Raw genomic sequence first — 21,597 nt, forward strand, 5'->3', positions numbered from 1 at the left:
ATCACTCCATAATTTTGCCTACGTGCACGCTCATTCCGCTGCCACCACCACGGACATGATTGCTTCCCGCGAAACAATCCTGTCGCTGCTCTACCGCATCGGCACCATAGGCTTCAGCTTCGCCAGCGTCTCCCTCCTGATCCGGAACCTGGGGCCGGAGCACTATGGCGCCTGGGCAACACTGGTGTCGGCATTGGTGTGGATTCAGATGTCTGACCTGGGCATCGGGTACGTCATCAAGAACCGTGTCGCAGCGCGGGGGGACTTGGAAGTGCTGTGCGACCAGATCGCCGTAGCGGTGCGCCTGGCGTTCCTGATCGGCCTGGCGCTGATCGTGCTGTACGTGCTGGGCGGGTCGCGTCTGTCGGTGGTACGGGATTTTCCGCTGGAAGCCAGCGTGCTCTACATCTGCGCTTTCCTGTGCCTGCCTGCCATGATCGGCGTGAACATTCTGCAGGGGCTGAACCGGTCTACCGTCTCGTTCCAGGCCTCAATGCTGCAGAGCCTGGCCTGGCTGCTGCTGGTGCTGGCATTGGGGCGTGAAGCGTCCCTGCACACTCTGGCTGTGGCGTTCGCCATGCTCTGGCTGCTCCATGGCACCTACACTTTCTTGCGTGCATACCGTGCGCTGGGTCTCAGTCAGCAGGGCTTCGGCGCCCGCCTGGTCAGCAGACGGCCACTGGCCGATGCGCTGCCACTGCTGCGCATCGGCGGGGCCTTTTTCATTCTGCAGATGACCGCCCTGGTACTTTTCAACCTGGGTACCTACCTGGCCTACACCTACTTTTCGGCCGGCGCTGCAGCACGCTACGACATCCTGAACAAGGTCTATCAGATCCCGATGACTTTGTTCAATGTGTTGATCGCCGTCGCCTGGTCTACCATCGCCACGTTGATCAGCCAACGACAGGTGGCGAATGTTAAGCGGCTACAGGTTCAGTTATTGGCGGCCAGTGTGGGGGGCGGCGTGCTGTTACTGGCGATCTCAATGATGGTGGTCGCGCCGTTCGTGCGCCTATACAGCCATGGCCAGCTGGAAGTCCAGCCAGCGGAAGTGTTCTGGTTCGCAGCCCAGGTGGCAGTCCAGATGGTGGCCTATGCCGGAGCCGTTTTCCTGAATGCAGCGGAGCGGCTGCGCCTACAGATTCTGTTTGCCATCGCATCCACGGCACTGTTCCTTCCACTGTTCTTCCTGTTGCAGCGCCACGCGGCAGGCATCGCCGCGATTCCGCTGGCCACGCTGCTGGTGGTGCTACCCGGTGCGCTGTATTTCAGCTACTACGCCCGCCGTCACATCATCGGCGCGCTGGTGCCCGCTCCGTCCGAGGTCCCTTCCCGCACATGAATGAATCGCTTCGTCATTGGCTGAGAGCCATGGTGCCATTTCCGCTGCGGCGAGCGATTGCTCGCTTGCGCTCCCTGCGTGGGATCGCCGACCTAACGGGCCGCTGGGGCGCCGCTGGCCTGCATGCCTCAATCTCCCGCCATGCCTCCGCGCGGCTGTGGCGGCAGGTGAGGTTAGGGACTGGAGTCATCATCGACCCGGGCACGCACTTTCACACGAACGACAACGATGACGGCACGCGCATCGTCATCGAGGACGGTAGCTTCGTTGGCCGCCACTGCTTCTTCTCCGCCGGCGAATCCATCCACATCGGCCGCCAGTGCAACATTGGCGCCGCCTGCCAATTGCTTGCCGCAGGACATGCCTATGACGATCCAACCCTGCCCTATGTGGCAGCGCCAGTGCTGTCCTACGGCCGCATGCGCCTGGGACCCAACACCTGGATTGGCGTAGGTAGTACGTTACTGGGCGGCATCGAGGTCGGCTACGGCACTGTGGTAGCCGCAGGTTCGGTGGTGCGACAGTCGCTGCCACCATTGTGCCTCGCTGGCGGTCAGCCGGCGCGGGTACTGAAGGTCTTCGACTGGCCCACTCGTTGCTGGACCCGCCTGCCTGATGACACGCTTGCGCGAGACGCAGCGCTGGCACACCATCTAGCGACAATCCCGCAAGAAGCCGACTACGTCCTCCAACTGAAGAGCTAAGCCCCGACCCAAATATCTATGAGTGACCCAACTGTTCAAAGCGACCGCCGCACGGCCCTGGTTCTGGGCGCCGCCGGCTTCGTCGGGCGTCATGTCTGCCGGCAGCTGGCTGCACAAGGTTTCAGCGTGCTGGGTCTGGGCCACGGCCAGTGGAACACCGAAGAGCGCCAACAGCATGGCCTGATTGCCTGGCTGGACGCGGACATCACGCCCGCCACCATCCAATCCATCTGCGCAGACCACCAGCCCGTGCTGGTCGTGCATTGCGCCGGCAGCGGCGCGGTCTCGCACTCATTTTCTGCGCCGGCAACCGATTTCTCGCGCTCGGTGGACACCACGCTGGCAATGCTGGAGTTCGCGCGGCTGCTGCCCACTCCTCCGCGCGTGGTGCTGGCTTCCAGCGCCGCGGTCTATGGAGACCAGGGCGACCGCGACATTCGCGAGAACACCCCCGTCGCACCGATATCCCCCTATGGGTATCACAAGGCCATGGCCGAGATGCTCTGTGAGTCCTACAGCCGCTTTTTTGGCCTGGAGACCCGCATCGTTCGGCTGTTCTCCGTATATGGCGAAGGCCTGCGCAAGCAGCTGCTGTGGGATGCGCTCAACAAGTTCCAGCATGGCACACCATCGTTTTTCGGTACCGGTGAAGAGCTACGTGACTGGATTCATGTGGATGACGCCGCACGGCTGCTGTGCACTGCCGCGTTGGCCCACGGTGCGGGCCATGCCATATACAACGGCGGCCATGTCCGCGCCAACACCCGGGAAGTCCTGACGCTGTTGGCCGAGGCCGGCAATACAGGACTACAGCCGATATTTTCTGGCGAGGCCCATCCAGGCAATCCGCGCCGGCTGACCGCCAGCCACGAGCGCGCCGCCGTCACCCTGGGTTTCCAGCCTTGTATCGACCTACAGCAGGGGCTGCAGCGCTACGCCAACTGGTTCAAGACTGAAGGACACCTCTGAGCATGCGCATCGCTTTCGCGTACCACTTCAACGACAAAGACTGGCTGGGCGGCCGCAACTACTTCGCCAGCCTGTTCAGTGCCATCCACGAAGTCGCTCCTCCATCTTGGCAGATCGTGCTGGTGCTTGGTAACAAAACCGTCTCATCCCTTCCGGAAGAATTTCCCTGGCTGGAGGTGCTGCGAACGCCGTTGATGGATCGGCTGGCACCAGCTTGGTTCGCGCGCCAGGTGACGCTGCGGGGGTTCGAGAACGACTACCTGCTGTCGTGCTACCTATCGCGCCACAGCATCGATCTGCTGTCACATTCCGCCTACCTTGGCAAACGATCCTCCATCCGCACACTTCCCTGGCTGTATGACTTCCAGTTCATGCATCTGCCAGAGTACTGGACGCCCAAGCAGATCGCTTGGTCGACCAAGCGCTACCACAACGCCTGCAAGCATGGCGACGGCATCATCGTCAGCAGCGAGGATGCCCGCGACGACCTTTACACGTTCGCGCCCGGATACCAAAAACCGGTGTACGTGATGCAGTTCGTCTCCAACCCGGTGGACTTCTCGTGCCTGCCCTCTGCACAGGAGATGCGCACGCGTTACCACTTGCCGGAGCGCTACTTTCATCTCCCTAATCAGTTCTGGTCCAACAAAAACCATCGACTGGCGATTGACGCGCTGGCGCTGCTGAAGCAGCGTGGCATTCACGCCACCATTGTCTGCACCGGCAAGCCCTATGACGCACGCATGCCGCAATACTTTGACGAACTGATGGCCCACTGCCAGGCACAGGGTGTGGATGACCGCTTCCGGGTGCTTGGCGTGGTGCCGCATACGGATCTGCAGGGTCTGATGGCCCACTCGGCGGCGGTGATCAACCCCTCGCGCTTTGAAGGCTGGAGCACCTCGGTGGAAGAAGCCAAAACGCTGCAAAAGCGTTTGCTACTGTCGGACCTGGCTGTCCACCGCGAGCAGGCACCGCAGAATGGCCGTTTCTTCGCCACGGATGACGCCACCGCGCTGGCCGACCACATGGCCCAAACGCTCGCCGAACCCACCCCACCTGTGGATGAAGCAGCCATTACAGCCAGCTATCAGCAACGCTTGCGCGCCTTCGGGCAACTCTACGTCGACTACGTCACGCAGACCATGCGAGTAGCCACCGCGCAGGCACGATGAGCCTCACCCCGCCACAGCCCATACCCGACTGCGAGCATAACGCCAGCACGTCGGGGCACCTGCCGGCCATGGCGTTGTTCATGTGGCTGCTGCCGCAGTTCGCCATTCCGGCTAGCGCCGCCTACCGTCCACCAGCGGCCAGCCTGTTCCTGCTGCTGTGGGCCTTGTACGCACTCATGCAGCCACTGGCCCTTCGGCTGTGGCTAAGAGATCCAGGCGCACTTCGAAAGTGGGTCGTGGTGTTTTTCGTCTACTGCTTGGCGTCAGGCTTATATGGTTACATGCACCTGGATGGGATGGGTAAGCGGACCCTGCATTTGACCACTGGTGGCGTGGCCTACTCCCGCGTGGTGTTGGTACGGCTGCTGCAGGTAATGCTGGTCCTCATAGCCTTAGAGGTGGTACGCCACACCCGCCACCCGATTCGCCAGTTGATGCGCTGGTGGCTGAAGGGTCTGACGGTAGCAGTGGTACTGCACGCGCTCACCTATGTCATTACTGCCGCCCCCCTGCTGCAGCGAGCCGGCACCTTCAATGAAGGCAATCTGGCCGGTATGTACTACCTGCTGTCGATCTTCGTGGCGCTGGAATACCGCCGAGCAGCACCATCACGAGCCGCCAACTGCTACCTCTTTCTGGCATTGATTGGAGTGGTGCTGTCACAGAGTTCGGCCAGCCTGGTCTTGTTGGCGATGCTGCTGAGCATTTATTACGTCTTTGCCGCCCGCACACGTAGCAGGCTTTTGCTACGCAGCCTCACAGTATTCATTGTCACACCAGCTATGGCCATCGGGCTCATGCTGGCAGGTTTGGACTTTGGCATTCACGAGAAGCTCTTCGAAGAAGAGGTCACGCCGGCATCGTTCTCGCGCATTGACCGCCTTGAGTCCATCAACGCCGCTCTGCTGCTCTTTGAGAACGCTCCTATATTTGGCCAGGGCCTGCAAACCTACGGGTTTCTCAGCAACGAACTGCTATCCGGACCACTTCTCACTATCTACGATGAAAGCTATCGTCGCATCGCCAACAACATCTATGCAGAACTGGTCTCCGAAATGGGCTTGGTTGGACTGGTGCTGTTCTGCGGTTTTTTGCTCTCGTTGCTTCGTCTGGCTTGGAAACGCACCGGCCCTGGCCGGCGACATTGGTTGCTGGGCTTGACCGGTGTGTTGCTGTACTGGAACGCTTTCCCTACGTACACCGTCGTTTTCATCTGGGTATTCTTCGGCCTCATCCTCAAAAGTGCATCGCCACGAACGGCCTCATCGCCGCCCCTCCCAGGCCCCGCCATTCCACCTGCGACGTTGGCGACAACGACGCCCCCCTGAACTCTATGCACACCCTTTTCATCAACGGCAAGTTCGCTGCCCAACGTATGACCGGCGTGCAACGACTCGCTGCCAGCTTGCTTCAGGCGCTGGACCAGCTCCTACAGGAGCCCGGCAATACGGACCACTGGGTCTTGCTCTGTCCGCCAGGAGCGAAGCCACCGGTACTCAAGCGTATTGAAGTGCGTTTTGTCGGCGCAATGCCCGGTGGCCTTCATGCGTGGGAACAGTTCTTTCTGCCCATCTATACGGCTGGCCGCACCCTGCTAAATCTCGCAGGCCCCGCGCCACTGTTCAAGCGCAAGCAGGTCTGCATGATTCCTGACGCAGCCGTCTACGACCACCCACAGGCCTACACGGCCGCCTACGGAACCTGGTACCGGCTGCTGTTCCGTGCCGTCAGCCATTCGGCGCGACTGGTGCTGACGATCTCGGAGTTCTCGCGCCAGCGGCTCATTCATGTCTTGGGTCCGCACGCTCGCCGCCTTCAGCTGGTTTATTGCGCCGCCACACACATGAAGAGCGTGACGCCTGAACCCGCGGTTTTAGAGCGCCTCGCACTCAGCGACGTCAAGTACCTGCTCGCCGTGGGCAGCATGAATCCGACGAAGAATTTACCCGCACTGGTTTCGGCTTTCCGCGCCACCAGCGCGTCTGACGTGCGCCTGGTGCTTGTAGGCGGTGGTAACAATGCGGTGTTTGCTGGGGAGTCGCTAGACACGACCAGCGACCCGCGTGTAATCACCACCGGCGCCATCAGCGACGGAGAGCTAAGTGAGCTCTACCGCCACGCCCACGCCTTTATCTTTCCGTCACTGTATGAAGGCTTTGGTATCCCCCCGCTGGAGGCGATGTCGCTCGGCTGCCCGGTCGTGGCAGCACAAGCGGCCTCGATTCCAGAGATCTGCGGTGATGCCGCGCTGTTCTTTGATCCGCTCGACATTCCCGATATCACCACCGCATTGGAGCGCATCCTGACAGACGGCACACTGCGCGAGACGCTGCGCCAGCGTGGCGCCGTCCGGGTGGGCCAGTTCACCTGGGAACGCGGCGCGCGCCAATTGTTTGACCACCTGAACACAGCCGGGCTGACCTCCCAATCGGCCGACCGACCGAGTCAGTCATCACCGACATAACATCCCCCTGCGAACAAACCTCCGTATTTTCGAAAGCTTTTTATGTCTCGAATTGCCTTGATTACTGGCGTTACCGGCCAAGACGGTGCTTACCTCGCTGAGCTCCTGCTGTCCAAAGGGTATACCGTCTATGGTGCCTACCGTCGCACCAGTTCAGTGAATTTCTGGCGCCTGGAAGAACTGGGCGTCGTCAACCACGAGCGGCTGAAGTTGGTGGAATTCGACCTGACCGACCCGGGTGTCTGCATCTCACTGATCAAACGCATCCAACCCGACGAAATCTACAACTTGGCCGCGCAGAGCTTTGTGGGAGTATCGTTCGAGCAACCCACCACCACGGCACAAATCACCGGCGTGGGTGCCTTGCACCTGCTTGAGGCCATCCGTCTGGTCAACCCCAAAATCCGCTTTTACCAAGCATCCACGTCAGAGATGTTCGGTAAGGTCCAGGCCATCCCACAGACCGAAGACACCCCCTTCTACCCTCGCAGCCCCTATGGCGTGGCCAAGTTGTACGCGCACTGGATGACCGTCAACTACCGCGAGGCGCATGGTCTGTTCGCCACCAGCGGCATTCTGTTCAACCATGAATCGCCGTTGCGCGGTCGTGAATTTGTGACCCGCAAAATTACTGACGCCTTTGCCCGCATCCGCGCAGGTAAACAAGAGACACTGGAACTGGGCAACCTGGATGCCAAGCGCGACTGGGGTTTTGCCAAGGACTACGTCGAAGGCATGTGGCGCATGCTGCAGGCAGATAAGCCTGACACCTTTGTGCTGGCAACCAACCGGACTGAGACGGTGCGGGATTTCGTTGCCATGACGGCAAAGGCCGCCGGCTACACGCTGAAGTTCGAAGGCAGCGGCGAGCAAGAGGTCGGCATAGACGCTGCCACGGGACGTACGCTGGTGCGTGTCAACCCGGCGTTTTATCGCCCTGCAGAAGTAGAGTTGCTGATCGGCGACCCTGCCAAGGCCGAGCGCATACTGGGCTGGAAGCCCACTACAACGCTAGAGGATCTGTGTGCCATGATGGTCAAGGAAGACATCCGGCGCATCGAACGCGGCGCATCGTTCTGATATGAGCACACAGCAAGGGCGCGTCCTTGTGACGGGGCTGAACAGCTTCACTGGGCACCACCTCGCGGTGGCTCTGGGACGTGCCGGCTATGAGGTGCATGGCACGGTACGTACTGGCGAGCCCACAGGACCTGAGCGGCATGTAGCTGAACTGAATGATCGGGCAGCCCTGCTTGAAGCAATCGAGACGGTACGACCGCGCCATGTCATTCATCTCGCTGCGGTATCCTTCGTGGCACACAACGATGTAGACGATATCTATCGCACCAACATCGTTGGCAGCAGAAACCTGCTGAGCGCGCTCGCCTCCTCCAGCATCGCATCGACGCTGAGCACCGTACTGCTAGCAAGCAGCGCCAATATCTATGGCAATACCGAAGTGACGCTGATCAATGAAGATCAACCGCCTCACCCTGCCAATGACTATGCCATCAGTAAAGCTGCGATGGAGCAGATGGCCGCACTGTGGTCGGATCGGCTCCCCATTACCGTGGTGCGCCCCTTCAACTACACCGGTGTTGGTCAGTCCCTGCAATTCCTGATTCCAAAGATCGTTAATGCATTCGCACAACGATCGCCCAAGCTGGAACTGGGCAACCTGGACATCTACCGCGATTTCTCCGACGTACGAGATGTCGTTGAGGTGTACACGCGACTGCTGATGCTGTCACCACGCACGACACTCAATGTGTGCTCAGAGCAAGTACACACACTGCGTGAGATCCTTGCAATGGCGAGCCACCTGTCTGATCACTCGCTGGATATCGAAGTCAACCCTCAGTTCGTTCGCGCCAACGAAGTGCGTGTCCTACGCGGCAGTGCGGCCCGGCTGCGAAAGCTAATGCCAGACTGGCAACCCCGACCGCTCTCCGACACATTGGCGTGGATGCTGGACAGTGCCCAACTGCACTCGTCCACCCAACCGACCCCATAAATGGCCTCAGTTTGGCAGTGCACACTAATTTATTCGCTATGTCTCCCTCTATCATGCGCAGCCTGCAGTTGACGAAGTTCTACCCTCCAATCAACGGAGGGATTGAAACTGCCGTACGTGATATTGCTGATGGCCTGTCATCACGCCAATGGCAAGTCGAGATTCTGTGCGCCAACAATCGCCGTGAGACCGTTGTGGAAACCGGTGCCATACCTGTCACACGCGTAGCCTCATGGGGCCAAGTTGCCTCCACGTCGCTAACCCCATCGCTCATCACCTGGCTGCGGCGTCGTCAAGCTGAGCATGAGATCGTGCACGTGCATCTGCCCAACCCCATGGCCAACCTGGCGCTATGGCTCACACGCCCCAACGCGCTTTTAATCGTTCACTGGCACAGCGACATTGTCAAGCAGCAACGACTACTCAAGCTGTATGCACCACTGCAGAACTGGTTGCTGCGCCGCGCTGACGCCATCATCGCGACCTCCCCGCCCTACGCGGAGACCTCGCCATGGCTGAAGGCTTTCGCGAAGAAAGTCCACATCGTGCCGCTGTGCGTACGGGATACGGCAGCACTAGACGACGCCGTGAAGCGCCGTGAGCACGCAGCAGCATTGCGCGCTCGCTACCCAGGCAAGAAAATCGTCTTCGCGCTTGGCAGAATGACCTACTACAAGGGCTTTGACGTTCTCATAGACGCTGCAGCTTTGCTCGGCGACGACACCGTCGTCCTGATCGGTGGGAGTGGTGAACTACTGCAACCGCTGCGCGATAAAGTCATCTCGGCAGGCCTTAGCAATAAAGTGCACCTGTTAGGCCGTCTTGAAGACGCCGATCTGCCGGCACACTATGAAGCTGCAGACCTGTTCTGCCTTCCCTCATTGTTGCGCTCCGAAGCTTTTGGATTGGTGATGCCTGAAGCCATGGCTTTAAGTCGCCCTGTGATTGCGACCAATATCGTGGGGTCTGGCGTCCCATGGGTGAACGCGCACGGCGAAAGTGGGCTCAACGCAGAGCCAGGCGATCCGGTGTCCCTGGCACAGGTGATCCGGCAAGTGCTGGATGACCCGGCCTTGGCACGTCGACTCGGAGAGGGGAGCCGCCGCCGCTACGAAGCCCTGTTTACCGTAGAGAAAATGACTGATGCTCTGCTCGGCGTATACGAGCACTTGCTACACTCGCCCCGAGCCTGACACTCGCATAGCCAGAACTCTTGCACGGCAGCACCCTAGGAGAACCGGCCGTGCCCCAATCGAGACACGGAGTTCGCAAGCCCAGGGATGCTGCAGCCCTCAGTTTTAAGCTGCCAGCTTCGCCAAATCCGCCACGCGGTTCATCGCCGCATGCAGGGTGGCAAGCAGGCCCAGGCGGTTGGCCTTGAGCGCGGCGTCCTCGGCATTCACCATGACGTGCTCGAAGAAGGCATCCACGGGGGTGCGCAGGGCCGCCAGGGTTTGCAGGTTGGCGGTGTAGTCACCGGCTACCAGCAGTTGCTCGGCCTTGGGGGCCACGGTCTGCAGGACGGCGAACAAGTCCTTTTCGGCCTGCTCCACCAGCAAGGCTGCGTTCACCTGGGCGTGCACCGCGGTTTCGGCCTTCTTCAGGATGTTGCCCACGCGCTTGTTGGCGGCGGCCAGGGCGGGGGCTTCGGGCAGGGCGGCAAAGGCACGCACGGCTTCCAGGCGTTTTTGCACGTCGGACAGGCGCTGTGGGCGCAGGGCCAGCACGGCGTCGATCTCCTGGGCGCTGAAGCCTTGTTCGCGCAGGCTGACCGCCAGACGGTCGTAGAAGAATTCCTGCAGCTGTGCGGTCGCATCGGTGATCTTGTCGCCGAAGGCCGGCAGGGTGCTGACCAGCAAAGTGTCCAGGTCCAGCGCCAGGTCCTTTTCCACCAGCATGCGGATCACGCCCAGGGCGTGGCGGCGCAGGGCAAACGGGTCGCGGTCGCCGGTGGGCAGGTTGCCGATGCCGAACATGCCGACCAGGGTCTCCAGCTTGTCGGCCAGGGCCACGACCACGCCGACATCGCCGCGCGGCAGTTCGTCGCCGGCGAAGCGGGGCTTGTAGTGGTCTTCGATGGCATCGGCCACGGCCGCATCCAGGCCGTCGTTCTGGGCGTAGTAGCGGCCCATGGTGCCTTGCAGTTCGGGGAATTCACCGACCATGTCGGTGATCAGGTCGGTCTTGGCCAGCATGGCGGCCAGATCGACCTGCTGCGCCAGGGCGGTGTTGCCCAGCTGCTGGGCAATGCCCTTGGCGATGGCGCGCACGCGGTCCACGCGCTCGCCCTGGGTGCCCAGCTTGTTGTGGTAGACCACCTTGCCCAGGGCTTCAACGCGGCTGGCCAGGGTTTTCTTGCGGTCCTGGTCGAAGAAGAACTTGGCATCGGCCAGGCGGGGGCGCACCACGCGTTCGTTGCCGCCGATGACGGCGCTGGCATCCTGGGGCGTGATGTTGCTGACGATCAGGAACTGGTGGGTCAGCTTGCCCTGGGTGTCCAACAGCGGGAAGTACTTCTGGTTGGCCTTCATGGTCAGGATCAGGCATTCCTGGGGCACGGCCAGGAATTCCTTCTCGAATTCGCAGACCAGCACGTTGGGGCGCTCGACCAGGGCCGTCACCTCGTCCAGCAGGGCCTCGTCGTCGATGGGGCGCACGCCACCGCCCACGCGGTCGGCCGCAGCCTGCAGCTGGCGCACGATCTCGGCACGGCGTTCGGCGAAGCTGGCGATCACGGCGCCCTCTTCGCGCAGTTGCTCGGCATAGCTGTCGGCGTCGCGGATGACCACGGGGTCCACCTTGGCTTCAAAGCGGTGACCGTGGGTGGCGGTGCCGGCGCTCAGGCCCAGAGCCTTCACCCCGATCAGCACCTGCGTGCCATGCAGGGCCACCAGACCGTGCGCGGGGCGCACGAAGTTGACGCTGGTCCAGCCGTCCTGCAGCTGGTAGCGCATGACCTTGGGGATGGGCAGCTTGGCGATGGTGTCGTCCAGGGCTTTTTGCAGACCATCGGTCAGCACCACGCCCTTGACGGTGGAGGCGTAAAACAGGGCTTCGGCCTTGCCATCGCCCTGGCGCTGCAGGCCGGCGACGGCGGAGGCATCGGCACCCAGGGCCGCCAGCTTCTTGAGCAGCGCGGGGGTGGGCTGGCCTGCGGCGTCCAGGCCCACGGCCACGGGCATCAGCTTTTGCGACACGGCCTTGTCTTCGGCCTGGGGCAGCACTTCGGTGATGTGGGCGGCCAGGCGGCGGGGCGAGGCGTAGGCCGTCAGGCGCGATTCGCTGGAGGCCAGCAGGCCCTGGGCCTTGAGTTGCTCGAACAGCACGGCGCCAAAGGACTCACCCAGCTTTTGCAGGGCCTTGGGGGGCAGCTCTTCGACAAACAGTTCAATAAGCAGATTGGATGCGTTCATGGTGTTTTGATAGCTGCCAGCGCTTAGTGGATAAGGGCTGGCGGCCAATTAATGCGTTAATCGATGGACACGGGGCGCACAGCGCGCTCAGGCGACCTTCTTGGCTTGCTGCTCGGCGGCCTTGGCCAGCTCGGCCAGCACTTCCTCGGCATGGGCCTTGGGGGCCATGGGGAAGCCCAGGCGCGCGCGGCTGTCCAGGTAGCTCTTGCCCACGGCGCGCGCCAGGTTGCGGATGCGGCCGATGTAGGCGGCACGTTCGGTCACCGAGATGGCGCCGCGCGCGTCCAGCAGGTTGAAGGTGTGGGCGGCCTTGAGCACCTGCTCGTACGCCGGCAGCGCCAGTTGCGCTTCCATCAGTTGGTTGGCCGTGCCTTCGTGGGCATTGAACGCGCTGAACAGGAAGTCCACGTTCGAATGCTCGAAGTTGTAGGTGGACTGCTCCACCTCGTTCTGGTGGAACACGTCGCCGTAGGTCAGGCCGTCGGTATAGACCAGGTCGTACACCGATTCCTTGCCCTGCAGGTACATGGCCAGACGCTCCAGGCCGTAGGTGATCTCGCCCGTGGCGGGCTTGCAGTCGATGCCGGCGACCTGCTGGAAATAGGTGAACTGGGTCACTTCCATGCCGTTGAGCCAGACTTCCCAGCCCAGGCCCCAGGCGCCCAGCGTGGGGTTCTCCCAGTCGTCCTCGACGAAGCGGATGTCGTTCTTCTTCAGATCGAAGCCCAGGGCTTCGAGCGAGCCCAGATACAGCTCCAGGATGTTGTCGGGCGCGGGCTTGAGGACCACCTGAAACTGGTAGTAGTGCTGCAGGCGGTTGGGGTTCTCGCCATAGCGGCCGTCCTTGGGTCGGCGGCTGGGCTGCACGTAGGCGGCCTTCCAGGGCTCGGGACCGATGGCGCGCAGGAAGGTGGCGGTGTGCGACGTGCCGGCGCCGACTTCCATGTCATAGGGCTGGAGCAGTGCGCAGCCGTGTTCGGCCCAGTAGGACTGCAGTTTCAGAATGATTTGTTGGAAGGTCAGCATGACTTCAGAAGGTGTCTTGGTGCGCGGCGCGGGCGCGTTGGGGTCGGTGTGGATGCGCTCGGCCAACGGGCACACGGGGTGCCGCGCACGGGCGCGCAAAACAGCGATTTTAGGCCCGCGGGCCGGGGTTTGACGCAGCCGGTCCCGGCGCCGCAGCGCCCAGCAGGCCGGCTTGCATCAAAAAGTGAGCTGGTAGCGCTTGTTTTTCCATGGTTTTCAATCGCAATGACCTCAAAACAACCGGCAGACGTACGCAAACAGCTACATTTTTTGAAAACGCCCCCGCCAGGAGCGGCGTATCCGGCCCCTACAATGTTTTCCATCTTTTTCCTGTAACCCTGCGGGCGAGGCGTGGCATGAACCTGTTCAACATCATCAAGAACCAACTGATCGAGGTCATCGAATGGACCGATGACTCGCGCGACACGCTCTCCTACCGCTGGCCGGACGACGACAAGGAAATCAAGAACGGTGCCCAACTGATCGTGCGCGAATCGCAGCAGGTGCAGTTCGTGGCCGCCGGCCAGTACGCCGACCTGTTCGGCCCCGGCAAGCACACGCTGAGCACCGAGAACGTGCCCGTGCTGTCCACCATCCTGGGCTGGAAGTACGGTTTCCAGTCGCCATTCAAGTGCGACGTCTACTACATCAACACGCGTCTGTTCACGGGCAACAAGTGGGGCACCTCCAACCCCGTGCTGATGCGCGACAAGGACTTTGGCGTGGTGCGCATCCGCGCCTTCGGCACCTACGACTTCCGCATCGTGCAGCCCGCGCTGTTCCTCAAGGAAGTGGCGGGCACGGACCAGAACTTCCGCATCGACGAGTTTGCCGACACCATGCGCTCGCGCATCGTCAGCGTCTTCACCGAGGCCCTGGCCAAGGCCCAGGTGCCGGTGCTGGACGTGGCCACGCGCTATGGCGACCTGGGCCAGGCGCTGGTGCAGATCATCAACCCGGCGATGGTCGAGAAGTACGGCATTGAGGTGACCAGCTTTGTGCTGGAGAACGTCTCCGTGCCGCCCGAGGTGGAGCAGGCCATCGACAAGCGCTCCAGCATGGGCGCCATTGGCAACCTCAACGACTATGTGAAGTACCAGATGGGCCAGGCCATGGCCAGCGGCGGCGAAGGTGCGGTGGCAGCCACCATGCCTGCCACCATGGCCATGGGCTTTGGCATGGCCCAGGAGATGATGAAACAGATGCAGCAGCCCGCGACGGCTGCCGGCCAGCCGGCCTTGGGGGCACAGGGGGCCCACGATGCCTTCTCGCCCGCCGCGGCCCAGGCCGCCCAAGCTGCCCAGGCCACGCCAGCCGGCGCCGCCCCGGCGTTGCAGGTCTACACGCCGGAGCAGGCCGCCCAGCTGCTGGGCGTGGACGTGGCCGACGTGCTGGCCGAGCTGGAGGCCGGCCACCTCAAGGGCCGCAAGATCGGTGCGAACTGGCGCATTGCGCAGGCCGCACTGGACGAATTCCTCCAGGGCTGAGCCCACCCTGCACCGCACTGCCGCACCGCTGCGTTCCAGTAATGAACCGCAGCGCGACGGCCCGTCCTGCGCGGTGCCCCCGCTGTTTTCCGCGCCCTGTGGCCATCCTGCCGTGACCGATACCCACGCCTCTTCCTACACTGCAGCCCCTGATGCGGCCCCGCCCTCCATGGTGGGCAAGCACCCCTGCCCGGAGTGCGGCGCCAACCTGGAGTGGAATGCCCGCGCGCAATCGCTGAAATGCCCGTATTGCGGCACCGTGGTGCCGTGGAGCGAGGAGGTGCGCGAGGAGCTGGGCCAGGCCGTGGTCGAACAGGACCTGGCCGAGGCCCTGCGCAACCCGCAGAACGGCCGCGGCTGGGGGCCGCAGCGCTATGAAGTGCAATGCCAGAACTGCCGTGCGATTTCGGTCTTCGTCGACGGGCGCGTGGCCCAGCGCTGCGACTTCTGCGGCTCGCCGTCCATCGTCGCGCACGAGGAACGCAGCGACGCCATCACGCCGCAAAGCATCCTGCCCTTCAAGGTCAGCGACGGCCAGATCCGCGACCGCATCCGCCAGTGGTACGGCAGCCGCTGGTTTGCGCCCAACAAGCTCAAGCACGCCGCACTGACGGACACGCTGCACGGCGTCTACCTGCCCTACTGGACGTTTGACGCCCACGTCAGCGCCCGCTGGCAGGCCGAGGCCGGCTATTACTACTACACCACCGAGACCTACCGCGACGCCAGCGGCAACACGCAGACGCGCGAGGTGCGCCACGTGCGCTGGGAATCGGCCTCCGGCAGCCTGCGCCACTTCTTCGACGATGCCCTGGTGCCCGGCACCGTGGGCGTGCACACCAAACTGCTGCGCCAGGTCGAACCCTTCCCCACCACCACGGACCTGCAGCCCTACACCCCCGAATTCGTGCGCGGCTGGACGGTGGAACGCTACCAGGTGGACCTGCGCAAGGCCGCCCAGCTCAACGAGCAGGACATGGACGCCGAGGTGCGCGCGCTGTGTGCACGCCAGATCCCTGGCGACACCTACCGCAACCTGCAGGTGCAGCGCACGTACAGCGGTCGCACCTTCAAGCACGTGCTGGTGCCGGTGTGGCTGGTGGGCTACACCTACGGCAGCCAGAACTACCAGATCGTGGCGAATGGCTACACCGGTGCGATCGCCGGCGAGCGGCCCTACAGCTGGGTGAAGATCGCCCTGGCCGTGATGGCCGCCCTGATCGTCGCCGTGCTGGTGTGGAGCGTGGCCCAGAACGCCTGACGGCATGACGGACTCCGCCGTCGCCCCACACAGCCCAAGGGCTGCCACGGCAGCCCGGGAAGCAGTGATGGCCCAGCGGCACGAAGGCTCGTGCGCGCCACCCTGGATGCCTCTTACAGCGTGAACACCTCGGCCTGCCGCAAGGCCGGCTGCTGCCGATCCTTGTCCGACAGCACAAAGTCCATGCCCAGGTTCGGCCAGGCAATGTCCAGGTCCGGGTCGTTCCAAGCGATGCCCCGGTCCGACTGCGGTGCGTAGTAGTTCGTGGTCTTGTACAGAAAATCCGCGCTCTCGCTGAGCACCACGAAGCCGTGCGCAAAGCCCGGTGGAATCCAGAACTGCTTGTGGCTGTATTCGGTGAGCTCTTCACCCACCCACTGACCAAAGGTGGGCGAACCCTGGCGGATGTCCACCGCCACGTCCCAGACCGCACCGCGCACCACGCGCACCAGCTTGCCCTGGGCGTGCGGCGGCAACTGGTAGTGCAGGCCGCGCAACACGCCCTGGCTGGAGCGGCTGTGGTTGTCCTGCACGAACGTGAACGCCGTGCCCGTGGCGGCATTGAACGCCGCCTGGTTGAAGCTTTCGTAGAAGAAGCCGCGGGCATCCCCGAACACCTTGGGCTCCACCACCATGACGTCGGGAATGCGGGTGGGCGTGGCCTTCATCGCACGCCACCCTTCAGGCATTGGACCAGGTACTTGCCATAGCCGTTCTTCAGCAGCGGCTGGGCCAGCTGCTCCAGCTGGGCGGCATCGATCCAGCCGGCGCGGAACGCGATCTCCTCGGGGCAGGCCACCTTCAGGCCCTGGCGCTGCTCCAGCGTGGCGATGAACTGCCCCGCCTCCAGCAGGCTGTCGTGCGTGCCGGTGTCCAGCCAGGCATAGCCACGGCGCATCAACTGCACATTCAGCTGGCCTTGCTGCAGGTACAGCGTGTTCAGGTCGGTGATCTCCAGCTCGCCACGCGCCGAGGGCTTCAGGGACTTGGCCAGCTCTACCACCTGCGCGTCATAGAAGTACAGGCCGGTCACCGCGTAGTTGGACTTGGGCACCTTCGGTTTTTCCTCCAGCGACAGCACGCGGCCCTGGGCATCGAACTCGGCCACGCCGTAGCGCTCGGGGTCCTGCACGTGGTAGGCAAACACGGTCGAGCCGGTCTGCTGCGCATCCGCATCCCCCAGCAACTTCTGGAAGTCGTGGCCATAGAAGATGTTGTCGCCCAGCACCAGGGCGCTGGGTGCGCCATCGAGGAACTGCTCGCCAATCAGGAAGGCCTGGGCCAGTCCGTCCGGGCTGGGTTGCACGGCGTACTGCAGGTTCAGGCCCCACTGGCTGCCGTCGCCCAGCAGCTGCGTGAAGCGCGGCGTGTCCTGGGGGGTGCTGATGATCAGGATCTCGCGGATGCCCGCCAGCATCAGGGTGCTCAGCGGGTAATAGATCATGGGCTTGTCATAGACCGGCAGCAGCTGCTTGCTGATGGCCAGCGTGGCCGGGTGCAAGCGTGTGCCCGAGCCGCCCGCCAGAATGATGCCTTTGCGTGGTGTGGTCATGGTTCAAAAAATAAGGAGCTGTCAGCGCTTTATGGATAAGAGCTGGAGCCGGTTTTAACGGTTTACTACAAAATCTCGCGCAGCATGCGGGCCACGCCCTGCTGCCACGGCGGCAGGTACAGGCCCATCGTACGCTGCAGCTTATCGGACGACAGCCGCGAATTGGCCGGGCGCCGTGCCGGTGTGGGAAAGGCGCTGGTCGGCACCGGCGCCACCTCGCGCACCGGCCAGTGCAGGTCCGGGCGCAGCTGCCGCGCCTGGTCGATGACCTCACTGGCATAGGCATGCCAGGTGGTCGCGCCGCCGGCGACGCAGTGGTACAGGCCCTGGTCCTGGGGGTGGCGCTGCACATGGCGGATGGCATGCGCCGTCACATCGGCCAGCAGGTCCGCGCCCGTGGGGGCACCCCACTGGTCGTTGATGACCGTCAAGCGCTCGCGCTCCTGGCCCAGGCGCAGCATGGTCTTGGCAAAGTTGCCGCCGCGCGCGGCGTAGACCCAGCTGGTGCGAAAAATCAGATGCCGACAGCCACTGGCTTGAATGGCCTGCTCGCCCTCCAGCTTGGTCTTGCCGTACACCGACAGCGGCGCCACCGGAGCCTGTTCGTCACGCGGCGCCGTGCCGCTGCCATCGAACACATAGTCGGTGCTGTAGTGCACCAGCAGCGCATCCAGGGCCAGGGCCTCGTGCGCCAGCACGCCCGGGGCCGCCGCGTTCAGCAGGCGCGCCAGTTCGGGTTCGCCTTCGGCGCGGTCCACGGCCGTGTGGGCCGCGGCATTGACGATCACGTCCGGGCGTACCGTGCGCACGGTCTGCGCCAGGGCCTGCAGCTGGCCGATGTCGCCGCACAGCGGCGTGCTGCGGCGGTCCAGGGCCACCACCTCGCCCAGCACCGCCAGGCTGCGCTGCAGCTCCCAGCCGACCTGGCCCGCGCAGCCCAGCAGCAGAATCTTCATGCCGGCTCCTGCGCGCTGTACTGCTGGAGCACCCAGTCGCGATAACTGCCGGACTGCACGTGGGCCACCCACTCGGGGTGGTCCAGGTACCACTGCACGGTCTTGCGGATGCCGGTGTCGAAGGTTTCGGCGGGCTTCCAGCCCAGCTCGCGCTCCAGCTTGCGCGCATCGATGGCATAGCGACGATCGTGGCCGGGGCGGTCCTGCACGAAGCGGATCTGTTCGGCGTAGGACTTACCATCTTCGCGCGGGCGCAGCTCGTCCAGCAGGGCGCACACGGTCTGCACGATGTCGATGTTGGCCTGCTCGTTCCAGCCCCCGACGTTGTAGGTGTCGCCCAGCCGGCCAGCTTCCAGCACGCGGCGGATGGCGCTGCAATGGTCGCGTACATACAGCCAGTCGCGGATCTGCTGGCCATCGCCATAGATGGGCAGAGGCTTGCCCGCCAGGGCGTTCACGATCATCAGCGGGATGAGCTTTTCGGGGAAATGCAGCGGGCCGTAGTTGTTGCTGCAATTGGTGGTCAGCACCGGCAGGCCATAGGTGTGGTGCCAGGCGCGCACCAGGTGGTCGCTGGCTGCCTTGCTGGCCGAGTACGGGCTGTTGGGCTCGTAGTTGTGCGATTCGGTGAAGGCCGGGTCGGTGGCGCCCAGCGTGCCATAGACCTCGTCCGTGGACACGTGCAGAAAGCGGAAGGCCGATTTGGCATCCGCCGGCAAACCACTCCAATAGGCGCGCACAGCCTCCAGCAGGCGGAAGGTGCCCACCACATTGGTCTGGATGAAGTCTTCCGGACCGTGGATGGAGCGGTCCACATGGCTTTCCGCCGCGAAGTTCAGCACGGCACGCGGCTGGTGCTGCGCCAGCAGCTGCGCGATCACGGCGCTGTCACCGATGTCGGCCTGGACGAAGGTGTGGCGTGCATCATCACGCACCGACGCCAGATTCTCCAGGTTGCCGGCATAGGTCAGCTTGTCGATGTTGACCACGGGCTCGCCCGTGGTGGCCAGCCAGTCGAGCACGAAGTTGGCGCCAATGAAGCCGGCGCCGCCGGTGACAAAAATCATGGATGAGGGTCCAGGGTTGCAAAAGACAGAGGCTGCATTATCGGACAGCCGCCATCCCCCTGGCGCTGCCGGCCTCAGCCCCAGCGCTGCTGCGCCATCACCAGCAGGCCTTCGAAGATCAGGTTGTCCACCAGCTCGAACGGGCGCGTCATGCTGGGCACCATCTTCCAGCCCGCACCACCGGCCATGATGCAGGCCGGCTCCATGCTGCAGTGCAGGTACAAGTGCTGGTAGGTGCGCTCCACCGCCCCGGCGATCGCATAGGTGCCGCCGCTGGTCAGCGCATCGCTGGTGTTCCTGGGAAACGGGGTGACCGATCCGGTCGGCACATGCAGGCCGGCGGTGCCGCTTTCCAGCGCGCGCAGCATGATGCCGTGGCCCGGCAGGATCAGCCCGCCCAGGAAGTGGCCCTGGGCATCCAGGGCATCCACCGTCACGGCCGTGCCCACCATGACCACGATCAGGGGCCGCTCGTTGCCACGCTGCAGGATGTGGTGGCGCGCCCCGATCATGGCCACCCAGCGGTCGGCGCCCAGGCGCGAGGGATGGTCGTAGCCATTGGTCACGCCCGCCTCCTGCAGCGCCGGCACCACCCACCGCGGCTCCACCTCCCAGCCCAGCATCAGCTCCATCTGATCGTGCACCCGGCGGCGCGCGGTCTCGCCGGCCACCACGCAGCCCAGCATGCGCGTCGGCGGCGGCAGCTTGCTCCAGGGGCCTTCCGCCAGGCGCTCAATGTGCTCCAGAAACTCCGCGCCATGCGCCAGCAAGGCCGCGCCGGGACGGGGAGAGTCATACATCGCCCACTTCAAGCGGGTGTTGCCGATATCGATGGCCAAAAAAGTCATGGGCGGCATTATCAAGATTTTTGCCCGGCCACCTCTGTGCTTTTGGCGATTCAGCCCTTCACCCGCCCATGGCGCGCCACAGATTGTCAAAAAATTCCACGTAGGAACGGTCTGACCCAGTCCCCCCGCACCTTGCCGCTACAGTGCCAGTTCCATCCCCACCCTTTTTCAGGAGTACACGCATGGGCCTGTTCAGTTTCATCAAGGAAGCCGGCGAAAAGCTGTTCGGCGGCAAGGATGCCCACGCCGCGGCACCCGACACCTCCCAGGAGGCGCTGAATGCCAAGGCGGCAGCGGCGATTGAAACCTACATCGGGGTGCAGAAGCTGGGTGTCAGCCAGCTCAAGGTGCACTACGACGGCAACCAGGGCAAGGTCACCGTGACCGGCGAGGCCCCCACCCAGGCCATCAAGGAAAAGGTCACCCTGTGCTGCGGCAACGTGGCCAGCGTGACCGCCGTGGACAACCAGATGACCGTGACCCAGCCGGAGCCCGAGGCCCAGTACCACGACGTGGTGCGCGGCGACACGCTGTCGGCGATTGCCAAGAAGTACTACGGCGATGCCAACAAGTACCCCGCTATCTTCGAGGCCAACAAGCCCATGCTGTCCCACCCGGACAAGATTTACCCGGGACAGAAGCTGCGCATTCCGGCGCTGTGACCGCCCGTACTCCCAGCAAAAAAGGCGCCCTCGGGCGCCTTTTTTGCATGGTGGGATCATGCCATCACGCCCCAGAGGGTCCGCACAGCACGCCCGCAACGGGAAAGGGGCCGCCTTGCACGGCCGCTTCACGCCCCGGTCACTGCCGCCAGGGCAGGCCTTGCTTGCGCCAGCCGCCCAACTGGCCACGGTGGCCGTTGGCGTCGATGTCGCCCTCGAAACCCTCGAGGATGTTGTAGGCCTCGATGCCCAACTGCGCCGCCCGCGTGGCCGCGGCGACCGAGCGCACGCCGCTGCGGCACAGCAGCACGACCTTGCCGCCCGGCGGCACCGCCGCCTGCAACTGGGCGTCGAAATTCGGGTTGTTGGCCATGCCGGGCCATTGCTTCCACTCGACCGGCACGGCACCGGGCACCTGGCCCACCCAGGCCCGCTCGGCGTCCGTGCGCACATCCACCAGCACGGCCGAACCGGCCTGCACCCACTGCCAGGCCAGCGCAGCCGGAATATCGCCGGCATAGGCGGCAGCGGGAATCACGGTCAAATCTTGGGGTGTGGTCATGGCCATCCTTGGGGAAAAACTGCCCGCCAGTGTGGCACAGCGGGGGTGGGCTGCCAATCCAGGTGTAGCAAAAAGCATAGCTGCTTGCGCCT

The 21,597-nt window shown here is 63.4% G+C and carries 20 protein-coding genes; 12 read left to right on the top strand and 8 right to left on the bottom strand.

Annotated features, from left to right (window positions below; translation table 11 throughout):
- Positions 1 to 55 precede the first annotated feature (55 nt).
- The 9 genes from FYM52_RS06625 to FYM52_RS06665 are packed head-to-tail and all read left to right on the top strand — an operon-like array spanning position 56 to position 9,864.
- Entirely contained in the window at positions 56 to 1,345 is a 1,290-nt protein-coding gene (locus FYM52_RS06625) for a lipopolysaccharide biosynthesis protein (RefSeq protein ID WP_154163532.1), read from the top strand.
- On the top strand, positions 1,342 to 2,049 hold the full coding sequence (locus tag FYM52_RS06630) for a DapH/DapD/GlmU-related protein (protein ID WP_154163533.1): 708 nt from the start codon (positions 1,342 to 1,344) through the stop codon (positions 2,047 to 2,049). Before FYM52_RS06625 ends, FYM52_RS06630 begins: the two co-directional genes overlap by 4 nt.
- An 18-nt stretch (positions 2,050 to 2,067) precedes the next feature.
- Complete coding sequence (locus tag FYM52_RS06635; protein WP_154163534.1) at positions 2,068 to 3,018, top strand: NAD(P)-dependent oxidoreductase; 951 nt, start codon at positions 2,068 to 2,070, stop codon at positions 3,016 to 3,018.
- Positions 3,019 to 3,020: 2 nt separating this feature from the next.
- Positions 3,021 to 4,193, top strand: a complete 1,173-nt coding sequence (locus FYM52_RS06640; RefSeq protein ID WP_154163535.1) for a glycosyltransferase family 1 protein — start codon at positions 3,021 to 3,023, stop codon at positions 4,191 to 4,193.
- Positions 4,190 to 5,521: an O-antigen ligase gene (locus FYM52_RS06645; protein ID WP_154163536.1), complete on the top strand. Its 1,332-nt coding sequence runs from the start codon at positions 4,190 to 4,192 to the stop codon at positions 5,519 to 5,521. Before FYM52_RS06640 ends, FYM52_RS06645 begins: the two co-directional genes overlap by 4 nt.
- Positions 5,522 to 5,526: 5 nt before the next feature.
- Positions 5,527 to 6,657, top strand: coding sequence for a glycosyltransferase family 1 protein (locus FYM52_RS06650; RefSeq protein WP_154163537.1), 1,131 nt, complete (start codon positions 5,527 to 5,529; stop codon positions 6,655 to 6,657).
- Positions 6,658 to 6,699: 42 nt separating this feature from the next.
- Complete coding sequence (gene gmd, locus FYM52_RS06655; protein ID WP_154163538.1) at positions 6,700 to 7,737, top strand: GDP-mannose 4,6-dehydratase; 1,038 nt, start codon at positions 6,700 to 6,702, stop codon at positions 7,735 to 7,737.
- Between the two features lies 1 nt (position 7,738).
- Positions 7,739 to 8,671, top strand: a complete 933-nt coding sequence (locus FYM52_RS06660; RefSeq protein WP_154163539.1) for a GDP-mannose 4,6-dehydratase — start codon at positions 7,739 to 7,741, stop codon at positions 8,669 to 8,671.
- 38 nt (positions 8,672 to 8,709) lie between these two features.
- Positions 8,710 to 9,864 (top strand): glycosyltransferase, encoded by a 1,155-nt coding sequence (locus FYM52_RS06665; protein ID WP_154163540.1) that lies wholly within the window; start codon positions 8,710 to 8,712, stop codon positions 9,862 to 9,864.
- Positions 9,865 to 9,969: 105 nt separating this feature from the next.
- On the opposite strand, the gene glyS is transcribed toward FYM52_RS06665, so the two are convergent.
- Entirely contained in the window at positions 9,970 to 12,084 is a 2,115-nt protein-coding gene (gene glyS / locus FYM52_RS06670; RefSeq protein WP_154163541.1) for a glycine--tRNA ligase subunit beta, read from the bottom strand.
- Between the two features lie 87 nt (positions 12,085 to 12,171).
- Complete coding sequence (glyQ, locus tag FYM52_RS06675; RefSeq protein WP_154163581.1) at positions 12,172 to 13,110, bottom strand: glycine--tRNA ligase subunit alpha; 939 nt, start codon at positions 13,108 to 13,110, stop codon at positions 12,172 to 12,174.
- Positions 13,111 to 13,466: 356 nt separating this feature from the next.
- On the opposite strand from glyQ, the gene FYM52_RS06680 reads away from it, so the two are divergent.
- Both FYM52_RS06680 and FYM52_RS06685 read left to right on the top strand, forming a co-directional pair.
- Positions 13,467 to 14,597: an SPFH and helix-turn-helix domain-containing protein gene (locus tag FYM52_RS06680; protein WP_154163542.1), complete on the top strand. Its 1,131-nt coding sequence runs from the start codon at positions 13,467 to 13,469 to the stop codon at positions 14,595 to 14,597.
- Between the two features lie 112 nt (positions 14,598 to 14,709).
- On the top strand, positions 14,710 to 15,858 hold the full coding sequence (locus FYM52_RS06685; RefSeq protein ID WP_370513807.1) for a zinc ribbon domain-containing protein: 1,149 nt from the start codon (positions 14,710 to 14,712) through the stop codon (positions 15,856 to 15,858).
- Positions 15,859 to 15,971: 113 nt separating this feature from the next.
- On the opposite strand, the gene rfbC is transcribed toward FYM52_RS06685, so the two are convergent.
- The 5 genes from rfbC to FYM52_RS06710 form a co-directional block, all read right to left on the bottom strand.
- Positions 15,972 to 16,526, bottom strand: a complete 555-nt coding sequence (rfbC, locus tag FYM52_RS06690; protein ID WP_042417907.1) for a dTDP-4-dehydrorhamnose 3,5-epimerase — start codon at positions 16,524 to 16,526, stop codon at positions 15,972 to 15,974.
- Positions 16,523 to 17,410, bottom strand: coding sequence for a glucose-1-phosphate thymidylyltransferase RfbA (rfbA, locus tag FYM52_RS06695; protein ID WP_043383070.1), 888 nt, complete (start codon positions 17,408 to 17,410; stop codon positions 16,523 to 16,525). Before rfbA ends, rfbC begins: the two co-directional genes overlap by 4 nt.
- A 65-nt stretch (positions 17,411 to 17,475) precedes the next feature.
- Complete coding sequence (gene rfbD, locus FYM52_RS06700) at positions 17,476 to 18,366, bottom strand: dTDP-4-dehydrorhamnose reductase (protein WP_043383073.1); 891 nt, start codon at positions 18,364 to 18,366, stop codon at positions 17,476 to 17,478.
- Positions 18,363 to 19,433 (bottom strand): dTDP-glucose 4,6-dehydratase, encoded by a 1,071-nt coding sequence (gene rfbB / locus FYM52_RS06705; protein ID WP_154163543.1) that lies wholly within the window; start codon positions 19,431 to 19,433, stop codon positions 18,363 to 18,365. The genes rfbD and rfbB overlap by 4 nt, the downstream gene beginning before the upstream one ends.
- Positions 19,434 to 19,507: 74 nt before the next feature.
- Positions 19,508 to 20,281 (bottom strand): type III pantothenate kinase, encoded by a 774-nt coding sequence (locus FYM52_RS06710; RefSeq protein ID WP_042418018.1) that lies wholly within the window; start codon positions 20,279 to 20,281, stop codon positions 19,508 to 19,510.
- A 182-nt stretch (positions 20,282 to 20,463) separates the two neighbouring features.
- Between FYM52_RS06710 and lysM the strand changes: the two genes are divergently transcribed.
- Positions 20,464 to 20,943, top strand: coding sequence for a peptidoglycan-binding protein LysM (lysM, locus tag FYM52_RS06715; RefSeq protein WP_043383079.1), 480 nt, complete (start codon positions 20,464 to 20,466; stop codon positions 20,941 to 20,943).
- 139 nt (positions 20,944 to 21,082) lie between these two features.
- Here lysM and FYM52_RS06720 read toward each other — a convergent pair whose 3' ends face one another.
- A complete protein-coding gene (locus FYM52_RS06720; RefSeq protein WP_042417922.1) occupies positions 21,083 to 21,511 on the bottom strand; it encodes a rhodanese-like domain-containing protein in 429 nt (142 codons plus the stop codon).
- Between the last annotated feature and the right edge of the window lie 86 nt (positions 21,512 to 21,597).

The sequence above is a fragment of the Comamonas sp. CAH-2 genome (genome assembly GCF_009668305.1).
GTDB lineage: Bacteria > Pseudomonadota > Gammaproteobacteria > Burkholderiales > Burkholderiaceae_C > Comamonas > Comamonas aquatica.